Origin of the sequence: Erysipelatoclostridium sp. An173 (genome assembly GCF_002160495.1) — a bacterium.
Classification (GTDB): Bacteria; Bacillota_I; Bacilli_A; order Erysipelotrichales; family Coprobacillaceae; genus Thomasclavelia; species Thomasclavelia merdavium.
This window is the reverse complement of record NZ_NFKR01000027.1, coordinates 1-19,483: the sequence shown is the minus strand read 5'-3', so window position 1 is coordinate 19,483 and position 19,483 is coordinate 1. Positions and strand designations below refer to the sequence as shown.

At 30.3% G+C, this 19,483-nt stretch carries 18 protein-coding genes; 13 read left to right on the top strand and 5 right to left on the bottom strand.

What is annotated here, in order from left to right; genetic code table 11:
- Nucleotides 1-60 precede the first annotated feature (60 nt).
- The 8 genes from B5F09_RS10755 to B5F09_RS10720 all read left to right on the top strand — a co-directional run bounded on the left by B5F09_RS10755 (nucleotide 61) and on the right by B5F09_RS10720 (nucleotide 7,848).
- On the top strand, nucleotides 61-891 hold the full coding sequence (locus tag B5F09_RS10755; RefSeq protein ID WP_087374109.1) for an energy-coupling factor transporter ATPase: 831 nt from the start codon (nucleotides 61-63) through the stop codon (nucleotides 889-891).
- On the top strand, nucleotides 867-1,718 hold the full coding sequence (locus B5F09_RS10750; protein ID WP_087298745.1) for an energy-coupling factor transporter ATPase: 852 nt from the start codon (nucleotides 867-869) through the stop codon (nucleotides 1,716-1,718). Before B5F09_RS10755 ends, B5F09_RS10750 begins: the two co-directional genes overlap by 25 nt.
- Entirely contained in the window at nucleotides 1,711-2,511 is an 801-nt protein-coding gene (locus tag B5F09_RS10745; protein ID WP_087298746.1) for an energy-coupling factor transporter transmembrane protein EcfT, read from the top strand. The genes B5F09_RS10750 and B5F09_RS10745 overlap by 8 nt, the downstream gene beginning before the upstream one ends.
- Nucleotides 2,511-3,248 (top strand): tRNA pseudouridine(38-40) synthase TruA, encoded by a 738-nt coding sequence (gene truA, locus B5F09_RS10740; RefSeq protein WP_087298747.1) that lies wholly within the window; start codon nucleotides 2,511-2,513, stop codon nucleotides 3,246-3,248. The genes B5F09_RS10745 and truA overlap by 1 nt, the downstream gene beginning before the upstream one ends.
- Nucleotides 3,238-4,119 carry a PHP domain-containing protein gene (locus B5F09_RS10735; RefSeq protein WP_087374107.1) on the top strand — a complete coding sequence of 294 codons (882 nt, stop codon included), beginning with the start codon at nucleotides 3,238-3,240 and terminating at the stop codon, nucleotides 4,117-4,119. The genes truA and B5F09_RS10735 overlap by 11 nt, the downstream gene beginning before the upstream one ends.
- Nucleotides 4,120-4,226: 107 nt before the next feature.
- Nucleotides 4,227-5,432: a hypothetical protein gene (locus tag B5F09_RS10730; protein WP_087298749.1), complete on the top strand. Its 1,206-nt coding sequence runs from the start codon at nucleotides 4,227-4,229 to the stop codon at nucleotides 5,430-5,432.
- On the top strand, nucleotides 5,425-6,330 hold the full coding sequence (locus tag B5F09_RS10725) for an alpha/beta hydrolase (RefSeq protein ID WP_087374105.1): 906 nt from the start codon (nucleotides 5,425-5,427) through the stop codon (nucleotides 6,328-6,330). Before B5F09_RS10730 ends, B5F09_RS10725 begins: the two co-directional genes overlap by 8 nt.
- 69 nt (nucleotides 6,331-6,399) lie before the next feature.
- Nucleotides 6,400-7,848: a glycoside hydrolase family 1 protein gene (locus tag B5F09_RS10720; protein WP_087298751.1), complete on the top strand. Its 1,449-nt coding sequence runs from the start codon at nucleotides 6,400-6,402 to the stop codon at nucleotides 7,846-7,848.
- 29 nt (nucleotides 7,849-7,877) lie between these two features.
- Here the strand turns inward: B5F09_RS10720 and B5F09_RS10715 are convergent, their stop codons facing one another.
- From B5F09_RS10715 to B5F09_RS10705, 3 genes are all read right to left on the bottom strand, one after another.
- The gene (locus B5F09_RS10715) at nucleotides 7,878-9,290 is read right to left on the bottom strand and encodes a glycoside hydrolase family 1 protein (protein ID WP_087298752.1); all 1,413 of its coding nucleotides are present in this window, start codon (nucleotides 9,288-9,290) and stop codon (nucleotides 7,878-7,880) included.
- A 103-nt stretch (nucleotides 9,291-9,393) separates the two neighbouring features.
- Entirely contained in the window at nucleotides 9,394-10,767 is a 1,374-nt protein-coding gene (locus B5F09_RS10710) for an MATE family efflux transporter (protein WP_087374103.1), read from the bottom strand.
- Between the two features lie 94 nt (nucleotides 10,768-10,861).
- On the bottom strand, nucleotides 10,862-12,280 hold the full coding sequence (locus tag B5F09_RS10705; RefSeq protein ID WP_087298753.1) for a glycoside hydrolase family 1 protein: 1,419 nt from the start codon (nucleotides 12,278-12,280) through the stop codon (nucleotides 10,862-10,864).
- A 218-nt stretch (nucleotides 12,281-12,498) separates the two neighbouring features.
- Here B5F09_RS10705 and B5F09_RS10700 point away from each other — a divergent pair, with 218 nt between their 5' ends.
- Complete coding sequence (locus B5F09_RS10700; protein ID WP_087298754.1) at nucleotides 12,499-12,708, top strand: hypothetical protein; 210 nt, start codon at nucleotides 12,499-12,501, stop codon at nucleotides 12,706-12,708.
- Between the two features lie 14 nt (nucleotides 12,709-12,722).
- Nucleotides 12,723-12,941 carry a DUF3850 domain-containing protein gene (locus B5F09_RS10695; protein ID WP_087374101.1) on the top strand — a complete coding sequence of 73 codons (219 nt, stop codon included), beginning with the start codon at nucleotides 12,723-12,725 and terminating at the stop codon, nucleotides 12,939-12,941.
- 7 nt (nucleotides 12,942-12,948) lie between these two features.
- Here the strand turns inward: B5F09_RS10695 and abc-f are convergent, their stop codons facing one another.
- Nucleotides 12,949-14,802: a ribosomal protection-like ABC-F family protein gene (gene abc-f, locus B5F09_RS10690; RefSeq protein WP_087374098.1), complete on the bottom strand. Its 1,854-nt coding sequence runs from the start codon at nucleotides 14,800-14,802 to the stop codon at nucleotides 12,949-12,951.
- A 37-nt stretch (nucleotides 14,803-14,839) separates the two neighbouring features.
- Nucleotides 14,840-15,274: an Rrf2 family transcriptional regulator gene (locus B5F09_RS10685; RefSeq protein ID WP_087298757.1), complete on the bottom strand. Its 435-nt coding sequence runs from the start codon at nucleotides 15,272-15,274 to the stop codon at nucleotides 14,840-14,842.
- Between the two features lie 255 nt (nucleotides 15,275-15,529).
- Between B5F09_RS10685 and B5F09_RS10680 the strand changes: the two genes are divergently transcribed.
- Genes B5F09_RS10680 through B5F09_RS10670 form a run of 3 tightly spaced genes read left to right on the top strand, consistent with a single transcriptional unit; the run spans nucleotide 15,530 to nucleotide 19,149 of the window.
- Nucleotides 15,530-17,455: an aconitate hydratase gene (locus B5F09_RS10680; RefSeq protein ID WP_087374097.1), complete on the top strand. Its 1,926-nt coding sequence runs from the start codon at nucleotides 15,530-15,532 to the stop codon at nucleotides 17,453-17,455.
- A complete protein-coding gene (locus tag B5F09_RS10675; RefSeq protein ID WP_087374095.1) occupies nucleotides 17,455-18,450 on the top strand; it encodes an isocitrate/isopropylmalate dehydrogenase family protein in 996 nt (331 codons plus the stop codon). The genes B5F09_RS10680 and B5F09_RS10675 overlap by 1 nt, the downstream gene beginning before the upstream one ends.
- A 3-nt stretch (nucleotides 18,451-18,453) precedes the next feature.
- Nucleotides 18,454-19,149 carry a GntR family transcriptional regulator gene (locus B5F09_RS10670; protein ID WP_087374093.1) on the top strand — a complete coding sequence of 232 codons (696 nt, stop codon included), beginning with the start codon at nucleotides 18,454-18,456 and terminating at the stop codon, nucleotides 19,147-19,149.
- Nucleotides 19,150-19,483: the final 334 nt, after the last annotated feature.

The window sequence follows — 19,483 nt, the reverse complement described above, 5'->3', positions numbered from 1 at the left end:
TTGACTAAGTTAACTAATAATAATAGAATGTAAAAAACATGTAATCAAGGTGGTGGACGAATGGAAAAAATCATTGAAATAAAAGATTTGTTTTTTGAATACGATGAAGGTTTAAAAACAATAGATCATATTTCTTTTGATATAAAAAAAGGTGACTATGTAGCAATATTAGGGCATAATGGTAGTGGAAAAAGTACAATTGCTAAATTATTGATTGGATTATTAGAAAAAAAAGGTGGCACAATTATTGTTAATGGTATTGAATTAACTCTAGAAAACCTATATAAAGTTCGTGATAATATCGGAATAGTTTTTCAAAATCCAGATAATCAATTTATAGGTGCGACAGTTAGAGATGATATTGCGTTTGGTTTAGAAAATAATTGTGTTCCTCAAGAAGAAATGGATGAAATAATTAATAATTATGCAGCCAAAGTTAAAATGCTTGATTTTTTAGATCATGAACCAACAAAATTATCTGGTGGTCAAAAACAGCGAGTTGCAATTGCCGGAATTCTAGCTATGGCGCCTAGTATAATTATTCTTGACGAAGCCACAAGTATGCTTGATCCTATGGGGCGTCGTGAAATCAATAGTCTAGTTAAAGAATTAAATCAAGAAAAAGACATTACTATTATCTCAATTACTCATGATATTGAAGAAGCTAAAAATGCAGATCAAGTAATTATATTAAATGATGGTAAAATAGTTGCTCAAGGTGAACCTGATAAAATACTTAAAGATGAGACTTCCTTGATTAAATCAGAATTAGATATTCCTTTTGCTTTAAAAGTAGCTAAAGGATTAGAAAAGATAAATATTAAAACAAGTATGTCGTTAAAAAAGGAGGTATTGATTAACGAATTATGTCAGTTACATTCAAAGAAGTAGAACATATTTATAGTCCCAATACCCCTTTTTCTTATCATGCTTTAAAGGGTGTAAATTTGGATATTAAGGATCAAAGTTTTACTGCTATTATTGGTCAAACTGGAAGCGGTAAGAGTACTTTGATACAACATATCAATGCTTTATTGTTACCTACTAATGGTAGCATTAACGTAGAAGAATATTTAATTACTGCTACTCAAAAACCTAGCAAATTAAAACCACTTAGAAAAAAAGCTGGTTTAGTTTTTCAATTCCCTGAGTATCAGTTATTTGAAGAAACAATTGAAAAAGATATTATGTTTGGGCCATTAAATTTTGGTGTTGACGAAAATGAAGCTAAACGAATTGCTAGCCAGGTATTAAACACAGTTGGTTTAGATGATAGTTATTTATCAAAGTCACCATTTGATTTATCTGGAGGGCAAAAAAGAAGAGTAGCTATAGCAGGGATCTTAGCCATGGATCCAGATATTTTAATTCTTGATGAGCCAACAGCTGGATTGGATCCACAAGGTACTAATGAAATGATGAGCTTATTTAAAAAGATTAATGATATGGGTAAAACAATAATTTTAGTAACTCATGATATGAATCACGTATTACAATATTGTGATGAAGTAGTAGTTATGAATCATGGTAAGGTTGAAAAACATGATACAGTGACTAACGTATTTAAAGATAGTGAATATTTAAATGGATTAGGAATCGATTTACCAATTATTACTGATTTTATTATTAAATTGAATCAAGGTGGTTTTAATATTGATACTTCAATTAATAATATTGAAGATTTAGTTGCGGCAATAGGTGGTGAGCTTAATGGATAGTATGACTTTTGGAAAATATATCCCAGTAAATTCACTTATCCATCGCCTTGATCCTCGTTTAAAAATAGGAGCATTATTAATATTTTTAATTGCTGTCTTTTTTGATGCTGGTTTTATTGGTTATGGTATTTTAGCTGTATTTGTTTTACTTGTAGCAATGTTATCAAATATTGCTATTAAACATATTTTAAAAGCAATTAAGCCGATGTTGTTTATGATGTTGTTTTTAATGGTGTTTAATATCTTTTTAGTTAATACTGGAGAAATAGTTTTAACAATAGGTTCATTTAATATTTACTCAGGAGCTTTAATCCAATCAGCATATATATTTATAAGGTTGATTTTAATTATTACGCTTACAACTATTTTAACTTCTTCAACTAAGCCTTTAGATTTAACATTGGGAATAGAAAGTATGTTATTACCATTTAAACGCTTTGGTTTTCCAGCTCATGAACTTGCAATGATGATATCTATTGCTTTGCGTTTCATTCCCGATTTACTAGATGAAGCTAAAAGAATTATGAAAGCTCAGGCTAGTCGTGGAGTTGATTTTAATGAAGGAACAATGAAAGAAAAGATTAAAGCAATTGTTTCTTTAATTATTCCATTATTTATCTCTGCTTTTCAACGCGCTGAAGATTTAGCTAATGCTATGGAAAGTCGTAATTATAATCCAGAAGCACCACGAACTCGCTATAAGTCTTTAAAATGGCAAACTAGTGATACAGTTGCTTTTGTTTTAACTATTGCTGTTTCTGGTTTTGTAATTGCAATGAGTTTTGTTTTATAATGGTACGAGTTAAAGCGACTGTTACTTATGATGGTAGTAAATTTCACGGTTTTCAGGTTCAAAATAATTTAAGAACTGTTCAAGGTGAAATTCAAAAAGCGTTGAAAAATATTTGTAAAGAGAAAATAATTATTCATGGTTCTGGTAGAACTGATGCTAAGGTTCATGGTGTTAAGCAGGTTTTTCATTTCGATACAACAAGCAATTTACCAGAAAAGCAATGGAAAAGAGCTATTAATCATTTTTTACCAAACGATATCTATATTACTGATACTGAATTTGTTTCAGAGGATTTTCATAGTAGATATAGTGCTGTAAAAAAAGAATATCATTATTTATTAAGTACTAATGAGTATAATCCATTTGAAACAAATTATATTTACCAGTATGGACGTCCTTTAGATATTGAATTGATGCAGCAAGCGGCAAAAATCTTTATTGGTGAACATGATTTTGCTTCATTTTGTAGTTATGACCAGTATGGTAATACAATTAGAACTATTTATAAAATTGATATTACTAATGAAAATGGTATCGTTAAATTTATATTAACCGGTAATGGTTTTAGACGTTATATGGTTCGCCATATTGTTGGTGGGTTAATTCAAGTTGGAGCTAAAAGAATCGATCAAGCCCGATTACAAGAGCTATTAGATAGTAAAGGTGAAAAAAAATGTTTATTTAAAGCTAAACCACAAGGTCTATATTTGTACGAGGTATCTTACGATGAAGACTAATTATCATACACATACTTTTCGATGTGGTCATGCTATTGGTGATGAAGAAGAGATGGTCATTTCAGCCCTTAATGAAGGGATTGAAGTTTTAGGCTTTAGTGAACATGTACCTTTACCACATTACCGAAAACATTTATTAAAGGGGATTCCTTATACAATTGGTAATTTTCATTCTTTTGGATCAGCTTGTCTATCAATTTTAAAAAATGGACCAGCAATGCGATTACCATACTCAAAAAAAGATATTCATATTGAAAAAGTTAAAGAGCTAAAGAAAAAATATAAAGATCAAATTACTATTTATCAAGGTTTTGAAGCTGAGTATTTTGAAGAATATTTAGATTATTATCAAGAGCTATTAGATAGTGGTGAAATTGATTATTTAATACTAGGAAATCATTTTGATAAATATTCGGTAGCAACTAAATACTATGGTAAACCGGCGATTAGTGATAAGGAAATAATTTCATATAAAGATAATGTTTTAAAGGCCTTGGATACTGATTTGTTTACATATATTGCTCATCCCGATTTATTTATGATCGGAAAAATCTATTTTGATGAGTTTTGTGAAAATATTACCCGGGAAATTTGTCAAAAAGCCTTGGAAAAAGAGGTTCCATTAGAGATAAATGCTGGTGGAATTCGGCGCGGTTATCGTCGTGTTAACGATGAGTTACTATATCCTTACCCTAATTCACATTTTTTTGATATTGTAAGTGAGATGGGTTGTAAAGTGATTCTAGGTGTCGATGGACATAGTCCTAATCATTTTAATCAAGATGATTTTGAAGCATTAGAAAGATTTGCCTGGCGACATAATTTAAATGTTATTGAACAGCCAGTATTTAAAAAAGGGAAGATTAAGTAATAAGTATCTAAGCGAGAATTGGATACTTTTTTTTGTGTATTGGTTTTAAAGTTAGTCAAGACGTGGTAAAATATATTGAAAGTAAAGATAAAATAGGAGGTGAATTCATGGCGCGTGAATGTATTCATAAGTATTTAGAAGAACATCAAAGTAATTATCAGGGTAAATACCGTTGTCATAGTTGTGTTCAAACTAAAAAATTTGAGCATAAGTTTCACTATTATATTCGTGATATTCAATTTCGTGAAATTAATGTTTTTGTAACAGTCGATTATTCTGGTGATGAGGTAAAAACAACTTTTTCTGTAGATTTACACGAACAGGAACAAGAATATATTACTAAAGATGCTTTAAAGCAGATTTTATATTTTAATAAATATAAAACAATTTTACATTGTCATGTATTCCAACATTATATTAATAGTAAAAATACTAATAGCATGTTAGAACCATTAGATTATCGAAATATTCTTGATTACTTAGAATATCATCGAGGTACTAACCAGGAAACTGTTGATGAGTTTTATGAATTTTTCATGCCATACTTAGATCGGTTATTAAGTAATGGTAATTATAAAAAATATATGGATTCAGTCAGTTTATTGTTGGATAAAATACTTTATGAATATGAATGGGATGGGATGACAGCTAAGTATTTAGACACCCAGTACCAATATCATTTATATTATTTTAGGTTGATTATTAAAGATGTATTTAAACATTTAGATGGTTTTTATAACACAGTTAAAGAGCCGTTATTAGATGCAATATGGCGTTTGTGTAATTCACAACGATTTGCTTTTGCAATCATGACCGATTTTGGTAATCTGGTTCTTTCTCATTATCGAATTACAAAAGCAATTTTTAATTATATCGATAATCGAATTCATGAAGAAGGGAAAACAAGTAATATTGTTATTCCATATCTAAAAGCTATTTTTGAAAATGATATTGAAGGTTATCAAAATGCGTCCATGGATGTAATTCGTTTTGTAATGAATGATATGCTTACTTTTGCTAATCATGATTTACAATTAGCAATAGGTAATTCAATTGTTCAAAGCGAAGGATATGATTTATTAATTAATTTATTTTCTAAAGATTATAATACATTCGTATTCGTATGTTTTCCAATATCAACTTTTCCACCAGAATATAAAGAAATTATTCGGGAAAATCTGGAAACTGCAATCCGTTTCTATGCTGGAAGAATGGAGCATGATGAATATCGATTAAGTTCTTTTGAACAAGTATGTAATATAAATAGATTATTAATGGAAAATTATAAGGAGTATGGAGGTAAACATGTATAAAAATCAAAAAAGAGTTGTTGCATCATTTGCATTAGTTGCTGGAATTGCCAGTAGTGTTAGTGCTGTAAATGCTTTTGCAAATAAGATGGTTAAAGCAATGGCTTATCGTCATCATAAAGAAGATGATAAACCAAGTATTTTAGAAACCAAATATGCAAGTAAAAATGTTTATTTAAAAAATCGCCAAGGAATACGATTAAGAGGAATTTTATTAGAAGAACCAAATGCTGAAGTTACCTTAATGATATTACATCCTTTTGCTTTGGAAGCTAAAGATATGACAATGTATGTTCCATATTTTAAAGAACGCTATCCAGATTGGAATATATTATTAGTCGATGCTTGTGGACATGGACAAAGTGATGGTTATATTCGTGGTTTTGGTATTAAAGATGTTCGTGATTTAGTTTGCTGGAATCGATTTATCTTAAAAACATTTGGGAAAGATCATAAAATTGTATTATATGGAAAAGAAACTGGTGCTAATACGATTTTAAAGGCTGCTAGTGAACATTCATTAAAAAATGTTAAAGCAATAATTAGCGATGGAGCTTATACAAGTGTTTATGATATTTTAGGATATCGCTTAATTAAAGACTATAAAGTTCCTAAATTTCCAACGGTTAATTTAATTAAACGTAAAATAAGAAAACAAATTAAGATTGATATTAAAGAAGATTACGTGGAATTAGTTAAACATAATGATATTCCAACATTATATATTCATATGAAAGATGATGATTTTGTACCATTAAAGATGGTATATCCTTTATATAATGCTAATCGTGGTAGTAAAGCATTATTTGTTTTAAAAGAAGAACGTTATTTATATGATTTAAAAGAAACTGATGAATTTAAAAGCACATTAGTTAATTTTATTACTAAATATGTAAAGTAATTAAAAGGAATTATCTTATGAATCTTTGATTTATAAGTATAATAAATAAAAAAAGGAGGAGATAAAAAGATGTATTTTAAAGAAAGCAAAGGATTTCCAAAAGACTTTCTTTGGGGTAGTGCTTCAGCTGCTTATCAGGTAGAAGGTGGCTGGGATGCTGATGGTAAAGGTGTTTCTAACTGGGATAAATTTGTTAGAATTCCTGGAAAAACTTTTAAAGGAACTACTGGTGATAAAGCCGTAGATCATTATCATCGTTATAAAGAAGATGTTGCCTTAATGGCAGAATTAGGCTTAAAAACATATCGTTTTTCAATTGCCTGGACAAGAATCTATCCAAATGGAACAGGTGAAGTAAATGAAGCCGGATTACAATTCTATGATAATTTAATTAATGAATTATTAAAATATGGAATTGAACCAATGGTAACAGTATATCACTGGGATATGCCTCAAGCTTTAGAAGATCGATATCATGGCTGGGAAAATCGTCAAATCGTTGATGATTATGTAAATTATGCTAAGACTTTATTTAAAAGATATGGTGATCGTGTAAAATATTGGATTACAATGAATGAACAAAATATCTTTACCGGTCATGGATGGTTAGAAGGAATGCATCCACCAGGAAAAGTAGATGATATGCAAACATTCTGTCAGGTTAATCATCATGCTAATATGGCACATGCAAAAAGTGTAATTGCTTTAAAAGAAATGTGGCCAGATGCAAAAGTAGGAGCAAGTTTTGCTTACAGCCCAAGTTATGCTATTGACAATAAACCAGAAAACGCTATGGCTAAGGCTGACTATGATGACTTAAAAAATTATTTCTGGATGGACGTATATGCTTATGGACGTTATCCACGAGCTGCCTTAACTTATTTACAGTCACAAGGTATTACAATTAAAATGGAACCTGAAGATCAAGCTATTTTAAAAGAAGCAGCTCAATTAATTGATTTTATGGGTGTTAACTATTATCAAACTACTACAGTTGAATTCAATGATATTGATGGTGTTGGAACAACTCATGAAATGAATAACACTGGTAAAAAAGGTACTGCAACAGTGCAAGGAGTACCTGGATTATATAAAAATCCACCTAATGCTAATTTACCAACTACAGACTGGGATTGGACAATTGATCCAATGGGTCTTAGAATGTGCTGTCGTGAAATTACATCAAGATATGATTTACCAATCGTAATTAGTGAAAACGGATTAGGAGCTTTTGATAAATTGGAAGATGGTAAGGTTCATGATCCATATCGTATTGATTACTTACGTGAACATATTAAGGAACTTAAAAAAGCCTGTGATGATGGTTGTCGAGTATTAGCTTATTGTACATGGTCATATACAGATTTATTAAGCTGGTTAAATGGTTATCAAAAACGCTATGGATTTGTATATGTTGATAGAGAAGAAGACGAAAATAGCGGTACATTAAATCGATATAAAAAAGATTCATATTACTGGTATCAAAAGGTAATTGAAACTAACGGTGAAGAACTATAAAAGGAATAGCCAAGCTATTCCTTTTATGTTTAATCAGATAAATCTTCTCCATTAGAAGCGATAACCTTTTTATACCAATAGAAAGAATCTTTACGATAACGATCTAAAGTTTTTAAATCAAATTCATCACGGTCAACATAAATGAATCCGTAACGTTTAACCATACCTTCATGAGTAGAAATTAAGTCAATTGCAGACCAAGGGCAATATCCCATCATTTCAACACCATCTGTAATAGCTAACTTGATTTGTTCAATATGTTTTCTTAAATATTCAATACGGTATTGATCATGTACTTTACCGTCTTCAGTTAGCTTATCATAAGCTCCAAGACCATTTTCAGTAACAATCATTGGTAAACGATAACGAGAATACATTTCTCTCATAGTTGCTCTAAATCCCATTGGATCAATTTCCCATCCAAAATCAGTATGTGGTAAATTTTCATTAGCAGCACCTAGATAAACACCTGGTTCCATTCTTGTTTTTTGTTGATCATGTCCAAATGTTTCTTCAATATTTTCAGGACACCATTTTACTGTAGCAGTTGAATAGTAGTTGAAACCAATGAAATCAGGATGACCATTAGCTAAAATTTCCATGTCACCTTCTTCAATAACTGGTGTAGCATTACGTTCTTCCATAAATGCCCATGCAAGATTATTGTATTTTCCATATACAGCCATATCTAAGTATAACCAGTTTCTAATTGCATTTAGATTTTGAGCAGCTAATTGATCTTCTGGTTTACAAGAAGCTGGATAAGCTAAAGAAATATTTGGAGCTGGTCCGATTTTACCACCAGGTACCATTTCATGGCATAAAGCCATTGCTTTAGCTTGAGCTACTAACATGTGGTGATTTTGTTGATATAGGCTTTTATATTTATCTGGTCCTGTTAATTTAGTTGTTCCGATAATATCACCAGATAAAATTAAGACGTTTTGTTCATTGATAGTTAACCAGTATTTTACACGGTCACCAAAGTTTTCAAACATAACTTTAGCAAAGTTGACAAACCAGTCAATTGATTCTCTTTTTTCCCAACCTCCTCTTTCTTCTAATGCTTGAGGTAAGTCAAAGTGGAACATAGTAACTAATGGTTCAATGTTATATTTTAAACATTCATTAATTACATTATTATAGAATTCAATTCCTTTAGGATTTACTTCACCAGTTCCATTTGGTAAAATTCTTGACCATGAAATAGAAAAACGATAAGTTTTAAATCCCATTTCAGCCATTAAAGCAATATCTTCTTTATAGCGATGGTAATGATCAGCACATACTGTTAAATCTGAAGTTCCTTCTGGGATTACTTTAACATCTTGTACTGATGGTCCTTTACCATCTTCTAAGTTAGCTCCTTCTACTTGATAAGCAGATGTAGAAGCACCCCATAAAAAATCTTTAGGGAATGGTTTTAAATTTTTATGTAACATATTTTGTATCTCCTCCTTAAGCGATATTATAATCGAAATTAAAAAAAGTAATGGACTTTTCCAGAGAATGAAAAAGAAAATAAAAAGTGCTTTTATAAGCACTTTAGATAACTTGAAATTGTTTCCAGGTTCCTTTTACATATCTAACCATGATAAAGACAGCTTTAATTGCCCAATCGCCAACCATAGCTAAAGTAATACCAATAACTCCTAAATTTAAAGTAATACCAAATAAATATGATAAAATAACGCGGCAAACAACAGTACAGAAAATAGATGTGTACATTGTATATTTAACATCACCACAAGCTCGTAATCCATTAGAAAGAGCAGAAGAAATTGGACATAAGATAGCATTAAGGACATTATGGATCAAACATAAAATAATTACTAACTGAATTGTTTCATTTGGTAAATCATAAAGTATTAAAATAAGTGGTGTAATTGTAAAGAAGACAGCATTCCAGATAGTTCCGCCAATTAAAGTTATTTTAAGTAATTTTTGCATATAATAATTGGCAGCTTCAATATCTTTAGCTCCCATACATTGTCCAATTACAGTAATAAAGGCCGGCCCCATAGCAAGTGAAAATAAGGCAGCCATTGACCAGAAACTTTGAGCAACACCATTAGCAGCAATCTGGCTAGTACCAAATAAAGCAACAATACTGCTTAATACAACTTTAGATATTTGAAACAAACCATTTTCAATACTATTTGGAATAGCAATATTTAATATCCGTTTGATCATAGACTTAGACCATTTAAGAATATCGCTAAGACGAATATATAAAACATTTTTTTTACTAGAAATCAAAATAAGTAAAACTATAGCTGCTACGGTTCTAGAAATAAGTGATGGATAAGCAACTCCGGCAACTCCAGCATGTAAAACAAAAATTCCAATAGCATTACCAGCAACATTAATAATATTCATTAAAAAAGATACATAAACAACTATATTAGCCTTAGACATACTTCTAAATAACCCAGCGCAGCTATTATATATAGCTAATGCTGGAAATGAAAAAGCAGAAATAATTAAATATGTAAGACAAGCAATCATAACATCACTTTCAACATCACCAAATAATAATGTTAATAGTTGTTCTCTTAAAAGGATGGCAAATAACATTAAGAAAACTGAAATTACGGTAGTAATCATTACTAATTGACTAGCAGCAAGATTACCATTTTTTTGATCTTTGTTACCAATATATTGACTAGCAACAACGGCACCGCCTGATGCTAAAGCATTAAAAATATAAAGAAAAACGTTATTAAGCTGATTGACTAAACTAACGCCGGAAACAGCTGCTTCGCCAGCATAACTAACCATTAGAGTGTCGGCAATTCCTACAAGTAGTACTAATAATTGTTCAATAATTAAAGGAATAATTAAATTTTTTAAATTCTTGTTAGTAAATATTTGTCTTTGTTTAGATATTTGTATTTTTGGCTCGATTATATTGATCATTAAATTCCCCCTTTAGTGTAAATTTATCATACATCTTAAAGTAAACTATAAGTCAAGGATAAAAAAAGAGATGATACAAATCATCTCTTAATAATTAATCTGATAAATCTTCTCCATTAGAAGCAATAACTTTTTTATACCAGTAGAAAGAATCTTTACGATAACGATCTAAAGTTTTTAAATCAAATTCATCACGGTCAACATAAATGAATCCATAACGTTTAACCATACCTTCATGAGTAGAAATTAAGTCGATTGCAGACCAAGGGCAATATCCCATCATTTCAACCCCATCAGAAATGGCAAGTTTAATTTGTTCAATATGATCACGTAAATATTTAATACGATATTGGTCATGAACTTTACCATCTTCAGTTAACTTATCATAAGCTCCAAGACCATTTTCAGTAACGATCATTGGTAAACGATAACGAGAATACATTTCTCTCATAGTTGCTCTAAATCCCATAGGGTCAATTTCCCAACCAAATTCAGTTGTTGGTAAATATGGGTTTTTATAACCACGATAGAAACCAGCTTCACCACGTGCAGTTTGTTGGTCAGCACCTGGATCAATTTCTTCAGTTCCATCACTAGCTTCACAAGTTGCAGTATTATAATAGTTAAATCCAATAAAATCAGGATGTCCATTAGCTAATGCTTCCGCATCACCAGGAGCAAAAGTAGGACAAGCATCATGTTCTTCTAAATAAGCCCATACTAAGTTATTATATTTACCATATACAGCCATGTCTAAGTATAACCAGTTTCTAATAGCGTTATAGTTTTGAGCGGCTAAAATATCTTCAGGTTTACAAGATGCAGGATATACTAGTGAAATATTTGGAGCTGGACCAATTTTAGCTCCAGGAAGCATTTCATGACATAATGCCATTGCTTTAGCTTGAGCTACTAACATATGATGGTTTTGTTGATAAACTTCTTTAGTAACATTTGTACATCCTTCAGGAATTGAAAGAGTACCAATTACTGGACCAACTAATGTTAACATATTTTGTTCATTGATAGTTAACCAGTATTTTACACGGTCACCAAAGTTTTCAAACATAACTTTAGCAAAGTTGACAAACCAGTCAACTGATTCTGGATTAGACCAGCTTCCTCTTTCATCTAATGCAGCAGGCATATCGAAGTGGAACATAGTTACTAATGGCTCGATGTTATATTTTAAACATTCATTAATAACATTATTATAGTATTCGATACCTTTTGGATTAACTTCTCCAGTACCTTGAGGTAAGATTCTTGTCCAGGCAATTGAAAAACGATAAGTTTTAAATCCCATTTCAGCCATTAAAGCAATATCTTCTTTATAACGATGATAATGATCAGCACATACTGTTAAATCTGAAGTTCCTTCAGGTACTTTTTTAACATCTTGGCATGATGGCCCTTTACCATCTTCTAAGTTAGCTCCTTCTACTTGGTAAGCTGATGTAGAAGCACCCCATAAAAAATCTTTAGGGAATGGTTTTAATTTTTTGTGTAACATCTTTTTTATTTTCCTCCTCATTATTTATGTCATATAGATTAATTATACTTTAAACTAAAAATAATTGAAACCGTTTTACAAAATATGAAAACTAAGACTTTAATAAGATAGCTTACCAATTTAGACAAATTATGTACTCATCAATCTGTATACTATTTAAAGCATAAACTATTTATATATAAATAGTTAATGTGTTTAGGTACAAAGGAGGACATAAAATGCATTTAAAACCATTATTTCTACTATTATCAATAGATTTAGGTTTATTAGCATTAACAATAACAATTAGATTTTTTATTTATCCAATTTATTGCTGGAGTAAAGTTAAAATAAAGGAAAAGAAAAATCATGAAATAGAAAAGACTATTGAAATAAAAAAAGAAGAATTACAAGTATCTAAACAACATAAATTAATTCTAAAAAAATGAAGGGAGTTATTTGAATGTGTAATTTACAGGTTAAAAAGCAGTATTTTGATAAAATCTGTAATGGTAGTATAAAACACTTAATTGTTTGTAAAGAAGAAGGTATCCAAGTAGGCGATTGTATTTCTTTGTGGACTCATGATCATCATCGTTGTGTTGTAAAAGTTGAATATATTGATTGCGAAGGGTCACAGTTAGCTGAGGATTATTGTATTGTAAAAGTTGAAAAAGTATAAAAAGCCCTTATTGAAGGGCTTCCCATTGTTCTAATAAATCATTTAACTGGTTTTCTAGATCAGTTATTTGATCACTAATCTGATTATATTTTTGATAATCGTTAACAACTTCGTCGCTATGTAATTCATTAGTAAGATCATTGATTTGTTGTTCTAAAGTAGAAATTTGATTTTCTACTTTTTTTATTTTATTTTGCTGTTTACGATACATAGCATTTTGCTGTTTCATATTGAGATAATCAGTATTTTCTTTTTTTACTGGTTTTATGGCTATTTTATGACTGATATATAAATCATAATTACCATCATAACTAATTGCTTTATTATTAGTAAGTTCAATAACCCTAGTAGCTACTTTATTTATAAAATAGCGGTCATGGCTAATAAAGAAGATTGTTCCTTCAAATTGATTTAAAGCATCTTCAAGTACCTCTTTTGAAGCAATATCTAGATGGTTGGTTGGTTCATCGAGAATTAAAAAGTTTGCTTGTTTCAATAAAATGCTAGTTAAAACAACACGGCTTTTTTCACCACCTGATAATAAAGATATTTCTTTAAAAACATCTTCACCTTTAAAATTAAATAACGCTAAACTGTTTCTAATTTCAGTGTTGGTCATATTTGGGAAATTATCACTAATTTCATCAAAAATAGTTTTATTTAAAGATAAGGTACTATGTTCTTGATCATAATAAGCTACATCTACTTTACTACCAAATTTAATTTTTCCCTGGTAGGGGATAATTTGATTTAATATTGTTTTAAACAATGTTGTTTTTCCAATCCCATTATCACCAATTAAGGCTACTCGTTCTTGTTTTTTGATATCAATATTGATGTTTTGAAATAATGGTTCTTCAAATCTTACTGCTAAATCTTCTATTTTCAAGACATCAAAACCAGATTCACGTTTAGGTTTAAAATTAATAGTAATTGTATCTGGTAAGTTTTCTGGTTTTTCAATTAATTCCATCTTAGCTAATTGTTTTTCTTTAGATTCAGCTCGTTTAACTTGTTTTTCACGATTATATGATTTTAAAGTATCAATACTTTCTTGAATCCGTTTGATTTCTCGCTGTTGATTAATATAGTGTTTTAAATCAATAGCTCGTTGTTGTTTTTTTAATGATGAATATTCATCATATTTACATTTATATGTTTTTGCTTTACCATTTTCAATTTCAACGATTTTATTAGAAATCTGATCAATAAAATAACGGTCGTGACTAACAACGACAATTGCATTAGGATAACTTTTTAAATAGTTTTCTAAAAAAGTAATTGCACTATTATCTAAATGGTTAGTTGGTTCATCTAATAATAACAGCTTTGGCTCTTGTAACAATATTTTCGCTAAAGCTAGTCGCGTTTTTTGACCACCAGATAGTATTTTAACTGGATCATCAAATTCATCTTCACTAAATCCTAATCCTTTTAAAACACCAGTGACCTTACTTGGATAACTATAACCGTTTTGATCATTAAATTGTTGCATTAAACGGTCATATTCTTCTAAAATCTGTTTACTGTGGTTATCAGCCATTATTGCTTCTAACTCTCTTAATCGCTCTTCAATTACCATTAAAGGTTTAAAAACATCCAAAGCACTTTGATAAACAGTACTGTTGATATCTAAATCATGCTGTTGTTTTAAATACCCTAAAGTTAAATCTTTGTTACTAAAAAGATTACCGCCATCATATTCTTCTTCACCAGCTATTATTTTTAAAATAGTAGTTTTACCAGCGCCATTGACCCCAATAATAGCAATTTTATCATGATTATCAACTTTAAATGTAATATCTTTTAATAATGGTATTCCTTGAAAAGATTTTTTTATATTCGAACATTCTATCAACATATTTATCACCGCTAGTAATTCTAACATATTTTAATAATTATTTATAGTCAACATCACTAGCTAAATCATTAGATTTAATAAGATCTTCTAAAGTATATGTTTCTAAATAATCATTAATAAGTTTATTTAATCCTTCATAAAAAGAAATTGTAGGACAAGATTTAAAGCGAGGACATTTATTTACTGGATCTTCTAAGCATGTAACACAGGCAATCGGTCCTTCAAGAACAGTTAAAATATCTTTTGCAGTATATTCACTAGGCTTTTTAGTAAGTGAATAACCCCCATGAGAACCACGAGTACTTTTAATTAATTTATGTTTAGTTAGTGGTTTTACAATCTGTTCCAAATATTTAATGGAAATATCCTGTCTTTTAGAAATATCTTTTAAAGAAATGTTTCCTTCATCTTGATGAATTGCCAGATCAATCATTAAACGTAAAGCATAGCGACCCCTAGTTGAAATTTTCATGCTTAATCACCTCAAATTCAATATATCATGATTATTATCATTTGTCATGACTGCTTTTAGATTTATAAAAATTAAGAAATAAATGTCTTAAAAAAGTGTCTTTTATAATTGTATTATAGCCATTATGTAAATAATAAATATATGATTAATTATTATTAAAATATCTTCTTTTAAAATTTTGTTTTAAGGGTTGTAATAAATATTGTTTTTTTGTATAATTGTATGCAACATTGAATGATTGGGGGTATAATCGTTATGGGTATGAATTTAGCATACAAAATTTTAAGCAGTAAACTTAAAGACGGAAAATTAGTTCCCGGAGAACAAATTGGAATTCAAATAGATCAAACATTGACTCAAGACTCGACTGGGACAATGGCATATTTACAATTAGAAGCGATGAATATTAAGCATGTTGCAGTTGAAAAAGCAGTGGCTTATATTGATCATAATATGTTACAAACTGGATTTGAAAATATGGATGATCATGAGTTTATTCGTAGTGTAGCCAAAAAACATGGAATCACTTTTTCAAAACCAGGTAATGGTGTATGCCATCAATTACAGTTAGAAAATTTCGCAAAACCAGGTAAGACATTAGTTGGTTCTGATTCACATACACCAACTTGTGGTGCCATGGCAATGATTGCCATTGGTGCAGGTGGTCTAGATGTTGCAGTGGCAATGGCAACTGGAAAATATTATTTACAATGTCCAAGTGTGGTTAAGGTTAACTTAACCGGTACTAAAACACCATGGGTTAGTGCTAAAGATATTATCTTATATATATTAAAGCAGTTAACAGTTAAAGGTGGGGTCAATAAAATTATTGAATATACAGGTGATGGAATTGCATCTCTTTCTTTAACCGATCGAGCTACTATTTGTAATATGGGGGCAGAACTTGGAGCAACTACTTCAATTTTCCCAACCGATGAGCGAACTAAAGAATATTTGATTCAACAAGGTAGAGAAGAAGATTATATTGAAATGAAAGCTGATGAAGATGCAACATATGATCAAGAATTAACAGTTGATCTAAGTACATTAGTGCCAATGACTGCTAAGCCACATAGTCCTGATGCGGTAGTACCAGTTCAAGAATTAGAAGGAATGAAAATTAATCAGGTTGTAATTGGAAGCTGTACTAATTCATCATTTGCCGATATGATGAAAGCGGCTAAGATTTTAAAAGGTCATAAAGTAGCTGATCATGTGTCGTTAGTTATTGCACCAGGATCTAGTTCAATTTTAGCAATGTTATCAAAAAATGGTGCTTTAGCTGATATGATTCAAGCTGGTGCTAGAATTTTAGAATGTGGTTGTGGTCCTTGTATTGGTATGGGACAAGCACCACTTTCAAAAGGGGTTTCTTTAAGAACGATTAATCGTAACTTTAAAGGACGTTCTGGTACTAATGATGCTAGTGTTTATTTAGTATCACCAGAAATAGCTGCTTTAAGTGCTATTAAAGGATATTTATCACAAGAATTTGAAGATGATATGTATTTAGATGAAGTACCAAATACACCTTTTATTAAAAATCAGAATTTCTTTATTGACGAATATGATGAAAATAATGTAGTTTATATGGGGCCTAATATTAAGCCGGTTCCTCGTGGTGAAAAGATTAGCGATGAAATTAGTGGTAAAGTTGTATTAAAAGTCGGTGATAATATTTCTACTGATCATATTGTTCCTTCAGATAGTAAGTTGTTACCATATCGTTCAAATGTACCACATCTAGCTAAATATTCATTTAGTAAAGTAGATCCAGAATTTTATGATCGTGCTATAAAAAATAATGGTGGTTTTATTGTCGGTGGCGATAATTATGGTCAGGGAAGTTCTCGTGAACATGCAGCTTTAGTTCCTAATTATTTAAAAATAAAAGCTATTTTTGCAGTATCATTTGCACGTATCCATCGCTCTAATTTAATAAATAATGGTATTTTACCATTAGTAATTGAAGCTAAGGATCAAGATTTCTTTAATGATCACGATACTTATAAAATTGTTAATATTAAAGAAGTTGTAGCTAATAATGGTTTTGTTAAAGTAATTAATGAAACAACTAATGATTATATTGAAGCCAAATTAACACTATCACCTCGTGAAAAGGTAATGATTAATTATGGTGGGTTATTAAATGCAATTAAAGAATTAGGTGGTGATTTTTAATGAAGGCAGTTTTAATTCCTGGTGATGGAATTGGTAAAGAGATTTCTAAAAGTGTTGTTGATGTAAGTAAAGCGATGAATTTAGATATCGAATGGTTAGAATACCAGGCTGGTGCTGAATATGCTGCTAAAACTAAAGAGGTTTTTGAACCTGGTTTAGTTGATGCCATTAAAAAATATAAATGGGCTTTAAAAGGACCTACTGCAACACCGATAGGAACGGGATTTAGAAGTGTAAATGTTGCTTTAAGACAACAGTTTGCAACTTATGCAAATGTTAGACCAATCAAATCTTTTAAAGGAATTGATTCACGTTATGAAAATATTGATTTAGTAATCATTCGTGAAAATACAGAAGATTTATATAAAGGGATTGAATATATGATTAATCCTGATATGGCCAACGGTGTTAAGTTAATTACTCGCGGTGCTAGTGAAAAAATATGCCGTTATGCTTTTGAGTATGCTAAAAATAATGGACGAAAAAAAGTCACTGCAATTCATAAAGCTAATATTATGAAATATACTGATGGATTATTTTTAGAAGCTTTTAGAGATGTAGCTAAAGATTATCCAGAAATTGAAACCCAAGAAGTGATAGTCGATAATATGTGTATGCAATTAGTTATTCGTCCAGAAACGTTTGATGTATTAGTAGCACCAAATTTATATGGTGATATCGTATCTGATTTATGTGCAGGATTAGTAGGTGGATTAGGTTTTGCTCCTAGTGGTAATATTGGTGATGAGTATCAAATCTATGAAGCGGTTCATGGTAGTGCGCCTGATATTGCTGGTAAAGGAATTGCCAATCCAAGTGCTTTATTATTAGCTTTTGCATTAATGCTTGAAGCGTTAGGGAAATTAGAAGAGGCAAATAAATTGCGGGATGCTTTAGCTGCAGTTGTTGCTGATAAGATAGTAATTACTCCTGATATTGGCGGTAAGGCAACAACAGAGCAATTTACAGCAGCAATAATTGAAAAGTTGAGGTAAGTTATGGCAAAGAATATCTTAGAAAATACGGGACATGGTTCGTTAGGGAATAAGATTTTTAATGTTTTAAGAGATAAAATATTAAATGAAGAATATGTTAAAGGACAAAAGTTAAATGAGGTAGCATTAGCTAAACAGTTAAATATTTCCAGAACACCAATTAGAGAGGCTTTAAAACAATTAGAGTTAGAAGGGTTAGTAAAAAGTATTCCTAATAAAGGTGTTTATGTACTAGGGTTTTCACATCGAGATATTGATGATATGTTAGAAATTCGATATGCCTTAGAAGGTTTAGCTATACAATTAGCAATTGAAAGAATAAATGATGAGCAGTTAGAAAAGATCAAAGAAGTTTATGATTTAATGGAATTTTATGCTGGTAAAAATGATCAGGAAAAATTCAATGAACTTAATATTGCTTTTCATGAAGCAATCTACTGCTGTACACAATCGAAATACTTTGAACAATTACTATCAGATATAAATTATTATATTCATGTAACTTCAAGACATTCGATCAAACAGCCTGATCGTTTAATTTCAGCAGCTCAGGAACATCGCGAAATTTATGAAGCAATTGTTGCTCGTGATAAAGAATTAGCTAAAGAAAAGATTCAAAAGCATATTCGTAAAACTCAAATGTTAGTACGAACTTATTATGAAAATAAAGCTAAGGAAGAAAATGCAAGTGAAGAATAAGTAAGACGATAAGGTCTTACTTATTTTTATGAAAAAAACTTACTAAATTTCTGATTATCTTTTCATAAGCTGGTAAATGTCGGTATAGCCTGTATTTTAGGGCTTTATCGGCATTTTCCTTTGGGAAGATACTCTGCATAAACTGGCATTTACCAGCATGAAAATGCAACCAAAAGTAGTAAATGAGTAGTACAATCACCGATTTAAGAAGCAAGAGCCAGTCTTTTATAAAAGTTAAAATAAGATTACCCAAATTGTTGCAGATAAGTGGTTACACTTTGCATTAATCAGGGTAATCTTTTTTGATATAATTCTTTCCTGTAAAGGAGTGAAT

Coding starts and splice junctions, on each gene's coding strand:
- B5F09_RS10725 (WP_087374105.1), top strand. CDS start 5,425: ATGTATAAAAATCAAAAAAGAGTTGTTGCATCATTTGCATTAGTTGCT.
- truA (WP_087298747.1), top strand. CDS start 2,511: ATGGTACGAGTTAAAGCGACTGTTACTTATGATGGTAGTAAATTTCAC.
- B5F09_RS10715 (WP_087298752.1), bottom strand. CDS start 9,290: ATGTTACATAAAAATTTAAAACCATTCCCTAAAGATTTTTTATGGGGT.
- B5F09_RS10720 (WP_087298751.1), top strand. CDS start 6,400: ATGTATTTTAAAGAAAGCAAAGGATTTCCAAAAGACTTTCTTTGGGGT.
- B5F09_RS10675 (WP_087374095.1), top strand. CDS start 17,455: ATGAAGGCAGTTTTAATTCCTGGTGATGGAATTGGTAAAGAGATTTCT.
- B5F09_RS10695 (WP_087374101.1), top strand. CDS start 12,723: ATGTGTAATTTACAGGTTAAAAAGCAGTATTTTGATAAAATCTGTAAT.
- B5F09_RS10750 (WP_087298745.1), top strand. CDS start 867: ATGTCAGTTACATTCAAAGAAGTAGAACATATTTATAGTCCCAATACC.
- B5F09_RS10680 (WP_087374097.1), top strand. CDS start 15,530: ATGGGTATGAATTTAGCATACAAAATTTTAAGCAGTAAACTTAAAGAC.
- B5F09_RS10685 (WP_087298757.1), bottom strand. CDS start 15,274: ATGAAAATTTCAACTAGGGGTCGCTATGCTTTACGTTTAATGATTGAT.
- B5F09_RS10755 (WP_087374109.1), top strand. CDS start 61: ATGGAAAAAATCATTGAAATAAAAGATTTGTTTTTTGAATACGATGAA.
- B5F09_RS10710 (WP_087374103.1), bottom strand. CDS start 10,767: ATGATCAATATAATCGAGCCAAAAATACAAATATCTAAACAAAGACAA.
- B5F09_RS10700 (WP_087298754.1), top strand. CDS start 12,499: ATGCATTTAAAACCATTATTTCTACTATTATCAATAGATTTAGGTTTA.
- B5F09_RS10730 (WP_087298749.1), top strand. CDS start 4,227: ATGGCGCGTGAATGTATTCATAAGTATTTAGAAGAACATCAAAGTAAT.
- B5F09_RS10670 (WP_087374093.1), top strand. CDS start 18,454: ATGGCAAAGAATATCTTAGAAAATACGGGACATGGTTCGTTAGGGAAT.
- B5F09_RS10735 (WP_087374107.1), top strand. CDS start 3,238: ATGAAGACTAATTATCATACACATACTTTTCGATGTGGTCATGCTATT.
- B5F09_RS10705 (WP_087298753.1), bottom strand. CDS start 12,280: ATGTTACACAAAAAATTAAAACCATTCCCTAAAGATTTTTTATGGGGT.
- abc-f (WP_087374098.1), bottom strand. CDS start 14,802: ATGTTGATAGAATGTTCGAATATAAAAAAATCTTTTCAAGGAATACCA.
- B5F09_RS10745 (WP_087298746.1), top strand. CDS start 1,711: ATGGATAGTATGACTTTTGGAAAATATATCCCAGTAAATTCACTTATC.